The 6,290-nt window shown below is 35.7% G+C and carries 8 protein-coding genes; 2 read left to right on the top strand and 6 right to left on the bottom strand.

The window, feature by feature from the left end; translation table 11 throughout:
* Window positions 1–372 precede the first annotated feature (372 nt).
* The gene (locus G6554_RS25000; protein ID WP_166246804.1) at window positions 373–999 is read right to left on the bottom strand and encodes an FMN-dependent NADH-azoreductase; all 627 of its coding nucleotides are present in this window, start codon (window positions 997–999) and stop codon (window positions 373–375) included.
* Window positions 1,000–1,168: 169 nt separating this feature from the next.
* Between G6554_RS25000 and G6554_RS24995 the strand changes: the two genes are divergently transcribed.
* The gene (locus tag G6554_RS24995) at window positions 1,169–1,753 is read left to right on the top strand and encodes a TetR/AcrR family transcriptional regulator (RefSeq protein ID WP_166246803.1); all 585 of its coding nucleotides are present in this window, start codon (window positions 1,169–1,171) and stop codon (window positions 1,751–1,753) included.
* 185 nt (window positions 1,754–1,938) lie between these two features.
* Here G6554_RS24995 and G6554_RS24990 read toward each other — a convergent pair whose 3' ends face one another.
* Window positions 1,939–2,433: a GNAT family N-acetyltransferase gene (locus G6554_RS24990; RefSeq protein WP_166246802.1), complete on the bottom strand. Its 495-nt coding sequence runs from the start codon at window positions 2,431–2,433 to the stop codon at window positions 1,939–1,941.
* Window positions 2,434–2,744: 311 nt separating this feature from the next.
* Between G6554_RS24990 and G6554_RS24985 the strand changes: the two genes are divergently transcribed.
* On the top strand, window positions 2,745–3,551 hold the full coding sequence (locus G6554_RS24985; RefSeq protein ID WP_166246801.1) for a metallophosphoesterase: 807 nt from the start codon (window positions 2,745–2,747) through the stop codon (window positions 3,549–3,551).
* 122 nt (window positions 3,552–3,673) lie between these two features.
* Here G6554_RS24985 and G6554_RS24980 read toward each other — a convergent pair whose 3' ends face one another.
* The 4 genes from G6554_RS24980 to G6554_RS24965 all read right to left on the bottom strand — a co-directional run bounded on the left by G6554_RS24980 (window position 3,674) and on the right by G6554_RS24965 (window position 6,206).
* On the bottom strand, window positions 3,674–3,901 hold the full coding sequence (locus tag G6554_RS24980; RefSeq protein ID WP_166246800.1) for a hypothetical protein: 228 nt from the start codon (window positions 3,899–3,901) through the stop codon (window positions 3,674–3,676).
* Window positions 3,902–4,029: 128 nt separating this feature from the next.
* Window positions 4,030–4,476, bottom strand: a complete 447-nt coding sequence (locus tag G6554_RS24975) for a GNAT family N-acetyltransferase (RefSeq protein ID WP_166246799.1) — start codon at window positions 4,474–4,476, stop codon at window positions 4,030–4,032.
* A 135-nt stretch (window positions 4,477–4,611) separates the two neighbouring features.
* On the bottom strand, window positions 4,612–5,094 hold the full coding sequence (locus G6554_RS24970; RefSeq protein ID WP_166246798.1) for a sigma-70 family RNA polymerase sigma factor: 483 nt from the start codon (window positions 5,092–5,094) through the stop codon (window positions 4,612–4,614).
* Window positions 5,095–5,387: 293 nt separating this feature from the next.
* Window positions 5,388–6,206 carry a helix-turn-helix domain-containing protein gene (locus tag G6554_RS24965; RefSeq protein WP_166246797.1) on the bottom strand — a complete coding sequence of 273 codons (819 nt, stop codon included), beginning with the start codon at window positions 6,204–6,206 and terminating at the stop codon, window positions 5,388–5,390.
* Window positions 6,207–6,290: the final 84 nt, after the last annotated feature.

The following is a 6,290-nucleotide window of genomic DNA, read 5'->3' as shown; positions in this document are numbered from 1 at the left end:
GCTCCTTAGCAATGAAGGCTTAAATCAAATCAAAAAAATAAGAATATCTCTAAAGAAACCATTTTAGTAAGAGGAAAATTTACAATATCCTTCATGATTTTTATAAAAGTTAAACTCAATAAAAAGCCACGGTTCAGACACCGTGGCTATTATCTTAAATAAATTATATCTTCAATCGTGTATTGTTTTGTTGTTAATCCCAATCTTTGCGCCGGTGTTAATTCCAGTCCATTTCTTTTGAGGCAAGTGGATGTGTCAGCGGGTTATTTGACCATTTGTAATTGATGTCACCAGGCAACACCTGGTGAAAATGATGTATTTTCAACTTTTCCGACATATACATCACTGCAAGTTTCCTAAGGTTATTCCTTATTAGAATGTTTGTGCAACTTTTGCGGCTTTCTCAAGACCTGATTCAATAATCTCTTGTGCTTTTTCTGGGTTTTGGTTGTGCCCTTCAATGACGATGGTTGTTACATCTTGTACACCCCAGAAGGTTAATAATACTTTTACATAATTTACAGCCATTTCTAAAGATTTTGCAGGTCCCTCTGAATAGATTCCACCACTGGCATTTAACAGAACGACTTTTTTGTCAGGAAGTAGTCCTATAGGTCCTTCTGCCGAATAGCTGAAGGTTTTTCCTACCTGTCCTATATAATCTAAATAGGTATGCATAGGAGCAGGAATCGTAAAATTCCAAAGAGGAAATGCGAATACAATTTTATCGGCAGAAAGGAACTGTTCTAAATATTTATTGACTAGATCAGTCGCTGCTCGTTCCTCAGGTGTTAATTCTAGGTTCTTATTTAGTTTAAACATTCCATTAATTTTATCTGTATCGTAATAAGGCAAATTTTCTTTGAAAATATCTAGTTCTATTATCTCGTCCCCCGGATGAGATTCTTTATAACCTTCTAAAAATGCATGATATAGTTGGACACTAACCGATTGCTCTATTGGACGAGAATTGGCTTTAATAAATAAAACTGTTGCCATTTTCATTTCACTCCTTGGATGATTATATTTTAAACACTTAATGTTTAAGCAACACCAGTTGCATAATTTATGATAAAATAGGCAGCAAGATGCTACAATCATCAAAACTTCAGAAATATTGCTTATACAACAAATTTAAAAAAGTGTTTAGTAAATGAGGTGAACATAAATGGCATCACAAAAAACAGACCCAAGGGTTATTCGTACAAGACAACTTCTTCAAGATTCCTTCACAAGTTTAATCCGTGAAAAAGATTTTAATTCTATTACGATAGGAGATATTGCCAATAGAGCAACCGTTAATCGAGCAACGTTTTATGCCCATTTTACCGATAAATATGAACTTTTGGATTCCACAATAACTAGTGAATTCAGAGATAATCTTAAGCAAAGGATTAATTGTCAGAGTATATTTACGCAGGAGATCGTTTCGAATATCCTTTTTGTTATGTGTGATTATCACAAGAATCTTAGTACTGTTTGTTCTAGTCGGTATGAATCCTTGGGCTCAGTTATTCAAAATAATGTTATCGAAGAACTAGGGAATCTAATCTATCATCTATTGGTTAATATGCATAAACAAAATTCAGGAATGGAAAATCAGGAATCAATTAAAACTATTTCTACTATGATTAGTTGGAGTATTTATGGGGCCTCATACTCTTGGAATAGAGGTGGAAGAAAAATCACTTCTGAGGAATTTGTAAATAATATGATGCCAATAATTATGAATGGGGTTTCTTCTATTTTATGAATCAGATAAAAGGATCAAAGGATTCTCTCCCCAAACAAAAGGGAAATCTACTTTAAAATACGGTGTGAAATCTGGCTCAAGTGATACCTAGATCCTCTCCAAGTGGCAGCCTAAGAAGAGAATTATTTAGAAAGTATTTTTAAAATGGATTGGCAAAAGGCAACGGACAATCCGCTGCCTTTTCACTATTGCCCATCGTTAGGTTCCAAGTTCTTTTCCATAACTACTGTTTTAACAGGGAATCCATTAGGATTGATGACAACTTCTTCTTTAGAAACACTATATCCCATCGCCTTGTATAAACTTATATTTTTAGGTAACGAAGCCCGAACTCGGCATTTCATTTTCAGTTTTCCATTTTCATTAGCATATTTCTCAAGCCACAATAATATAGCTTTAGCAATCCCCTTTCCTCTTGCGTGGGGTGTTACAGATAATCTTGAAAAGTATAATGAATCACCTTTAATTGTAAATCTTGAGGAACCTAAGGGCTCACCATTTACGATGCACAATAAGGCATTTTGTGAACCGTTTTCAAGTACATTTAGTAAAGAATCTAATGATTCATTTAATGCACTTGAAGGAACTTCAAGTAATCGATATTCTTCAAACGCATCTAACATAAGCTTATGAACAATTGGAGCTTCTTTCTCATTTACTAACCTTATTTCTACATTCATATTTCTCCCTCCTACTAGAACCCAAGAAAACCATATACTTATTTATATAATTATTAATACCACATTAAGACTCGATAGATGATACTTTTGTAAGGAAATCTAACGAAGTTTTTTTAGGTTAAACTATCTTTTCACTTTAATTTGTTTTGTTTCTTTTTCTTTTTTAACTATCCTGCTTCGCTAGCTCAATACCTAACGTTTTCATTTCTACTATTTTAGAAACAAATGCGAAGGAATTAGAGGAAACACCATGGGGCCCAACGAATACTTATAATAACGTAGCACTAAAAGTACCATTAGGAGCGATTGGTATGAAACTGGCGATTTTATCGGATATTCATGAAGGATTAAATCGAAAAAATACGAAAGCCGATGTCATGGGGATTTTAAAAAAATGGTTAACAGCCCATTTACCTGATGTGTTTATTACGAATGGCGACATAGCTGTAGGACCTGAAAAAAGCCTTGCCCTTTTGAATCAGCTACAAAATGAATTTCCGCAAACCAAGGTTTTATTTGTTCATGGAAACCACGATATTTATCACGAGAATTCAAAATTCGCCTATGAAACGTTACTTACATTTCCGGGCAACCTTGGAAACGGTCCGGTGGAATTAGGTGAAAATTGGGTGCTTATTGGTGATGGCGGCTGGTATGATTACACCTTCGGGCTCAAAGAATACACGAAAGAACAATTCTCGCTTGGTCAATACAATGACTTCACATGGCCTGACAAGAATTATGCGCACTGGCCAGGGCATGATCAGAAGGAAACCGAGCGATATCTCACACAACTGGAACATTGGTTAAGGAACTTTCATGATAAAAACATCATCATGGTAACCCATGTTGTTCCCTTCTCCCATTTTGTATTGTGTAAGGGGGATCCAAGTTGGGATTTTTTTAATGCGATGATGGGGAGTTCGCATTTCGGAGCACTAGCCATAAAATATGGTGTAAAAAAATATATTTTTGGACATGTTCATTCACGATTCCATGAGCAATATAAAGGGATTGAAATGATATGCAATCCCTTAGGCTACTATCCACATGAATGGGATTACAAATCTGCGGAGGAAGAAATCTTCTCAAGGATCAAAGTAATTGAGATTGAATAAAAGTAATTCCTTCCATTCTTCTATCTAACTGCTTATGAACCGCAAAACGACAAAAAACTAACCTATCTGAAAGTGAATAGGTTAGTTTTTTCCTATGTGTCCGTATTTACTTTGTTACATCCTTAGATTCTTTTTTTGATCTCTTCCCTAATCGATTCCACCAATTCTTCTGGTACATCCGCTGGAAATGAGGTACCCTCCTCATAAACCCATGCATTAATGATTTCAAGATCGGCTTTTTTAAATGTTATGCTATACGATTTATGATTGTGGGTAAATTCCGTAGTCACATATTCTTCTACAGCAAAATCATCATCGATCAGCATGTTGGTTATTTTATATGATCCCATTGAAGTCATCTCCATTTTCTTTTCAACTTCCGATATCATTTGCCTAAATTATATGTTTATTCATGTTTATACTCCGGCTTGATTTTATCTTTTTGGTCAAATGGCACCCGGAAATATACGCCAGCATTCTATAAATTTAATTCTAACCATTCGTCCGATTCTTTAAAACCATATTTCTTATATACTGGTCTACCTAATTTGGAGGCTCCAAGCCATATTTTTCTTATGTCTAAGTTTTTAGCTTCCTCCACCAGCTTAGTCAACAGCTTAGTTGCGATTCCTTGTCCACGGTATTTCTCATTCGTATACATATTGGTGACATAAGCCTTTTTTCCACTCTTATTGGTATACGATGGAGGGAATTCATAAACAATTATTGCACCACAAGCAATAATTTCTTCATTCTCCTCCACTAACCACTGAATTAAAGAAGAATCACTAAGTTTATTTTTAAAGAAAACAGTAAGTTCCAGATCAATGTCTGTAGTAGGGTTACTACCCTCATCCATTAATTGCCTTTTTCTCAAATCTATTAAGGCCTTTATGTCATCGATAGTTGCTTTACGGTAGTTCAAGTTCTCACCACTCCTTACCAATTTGCTATCCTGTTTTAAGATAAATTATCATCAATGTTGCTTTTTGACCAAAATGCTACACGAATACTAACAAAATGGTCTTCATTATGCAACTGAAACCACCTGTGGTTTTTTCTAGTCCATCATTACCTTTGCTATTTTTTCACGAGCCCCGGCGCGCCAGCCTTTTACGGCAGAAACAGACACTTTCTCCAATGCGGCCATCTCACTTGTAGATAGGCAATACAGGGCCGAATAGATGACCCATTTTGTTTGGTTGGGTGTAAGGCCAGAGCAATATGAGCGAAGCGTTTCTTCTTCTAATGGGCAAAGGGAAGAGTGATCTACAATGATGCTCCAAAACTCTTCGCTTGGATAAAGATTTCTTTCCTCGTCCTTGCGGCGTTTCTTCAGTTCCATAAGCAGATACCCTTTAATATACATGTAAGCGTAGCTGGCAAGCCTCCCCTTCCCCTCATCAAAGCGGCGGGAGGCTTCCCAGAGGGCAATAAGCCCCAGCTGGTAAAATTCTTCTTGGTCTTTATAGATGTGTAATGTGTGAATGATTTTGTTGATCATTGGCTTATATTGTTCGGCTAACTGCTCAAAGCTTTCCATTGGTAGAACCCTTTCAGAAAGCGCGCTTTACCTTGTATTCCCGGGTACCTTTACCATAACGGGTTACGAACAGTTGAGCGAACATGACAATTTCACTTTTAGCCGAGAAATATGCCTTAAACGATCAAAAACCACGTTCAAAAATGACATTTGAACATGGTTTTTGCCTTTTTTCGATGAATTTCCTATGAATTGGTAGAACGCAATGAAGAAGGATGAGGGGACAGGATACTTTTCCGGTTTCATCTTTGCCATTTGAAAAAGAAGCCGAAACATAAGGACTGATCAAATTTTCACTCATCAGCATCAGATTCTTCGTGGATAAACAACGTGGGAAGTAGATCTGAGCAGCCAGCTTTGTTAAATAAAGGAGAAAGAACTATTTCACTATCTGTCATTAGATAGGGATAGGCCTTCATTAATTGTAGGAGTGAACCCGCTTTTAGTAAATTTGCATCATATACACAAGTAAATAAAATGTTTCTGTTCCTTAATAAACTAATGGACTCCTTTAATTTAGTCTGATCCAAAACAATCGTACTCTGAACCATACGACACCCTATAAATAAGGAGGCATCCTTATTAAGACCAGACACAATGGAAGAAATTCGTGTGTCTATTTCATCTAGGTCGCATTCATGGTTTATAAAATAAATATGATCTAGTAAATCATCTTCAGGTAAGATCAATTCCAGCTTTTCTTTTATGCGGCGTATATTATCCACAGTATCAAAAATCATATAATGATTACCTTTCTCATATGCGACTAAAATGAACGTTATCACATGTTTAAGATAATCATCAAAATTTGTAGATACATAGAGAATTTGACAATTTTTTTCACTTTTAAAAACCTCTGCTATTTTTAATGTATCTGGTATAGTCATTAGCTGGTGCGAGTTATTGAAGTCCACTTCTGCAGTTTCATGAAAAAATAACAAAGGATCAAAATCTAAAGCCGCTGCAATTGCTTTTGCAATGGCAATACTTGGCGTTCTCTTACCATTTTCAATAAGTGTATAGTAGGACCTATCGATAAAGGCAATTGTTGAAATCTCCTTTTGGGTCATTTTTTTCATTTTTCTAAGTTTTATCAACCATTCTCTCTTCATAAACACCTCCAACGGATACCCAATACTTCTATTCTTTCAAATTTTACGTTTTAAATAATTGTGACAAATAGTAACATTAGGAAG

Source organism: Bacillus sp. MM2020_4, assembly GCF_011250555.1.
Classification (GTDB): domain Bacteria; phylum Bacillota; class Bacilli; order Bacillales; family Cytobacillaceae; genus Neobacillus.
Note: the sequence above shows the minus strand (reverse complement) of the source record. Positions and strands in the feature narration are given on the sequence as shown.

Excerpts from the sequence above, each read along its gene's own strand:
- G6554_RS25000 (WP_166246804.1), bottom strand. The coding sequence starts at position 999 with ATGGCAACAGTTTTATTTATTAAAGCCAATTCTCGTCCAATAGAGCAA.
- G6554_RS24995 (WP_166246803.1), top strand. The coding sequence starts at position 1,169 with ATGGCATCACAAAAAACAGACCCAAGGGTTATTCGTACAAGACAACTT.
- G6554_RS24990 (WP_166246802.1), bottom strand. The coding sequence starts at position 2,433 with ATGAATGTAGAAATAAGGTTAGTAAATGAGAAAGAAGCTCCAATTGTT.
- G6554_RS24985 (WP_166246801.1), top strand. The coding sequence starts at position 2,745 with ATGAAACTGGCGATTTTATCGGATATTCATGAAGGATTAAATCGAAAA.
- G6554_RS24980 (WP_166246800.1), bottom strand. The coding sequence starts at position 3,901 with ATGGGATCATATAAAATAACCAACATGCTGATCGATGATGATTTTGCT.
- G6554_RS24970 (WP_166246798.1), bottom strand. The coding sequence starts at position 5,094 with ATGGAAAGCTTTGAGCAGTTAGCCGAACAATATAAGCCAATGATCAAC.
- G6554_RS24965 (WP_166246797.1), bottom strand. The coding sequence starts at position 6,206 with ATGAAGAGAGAATGGTTGATAAAACTTAGAAAAATGAAAAAAATGACC.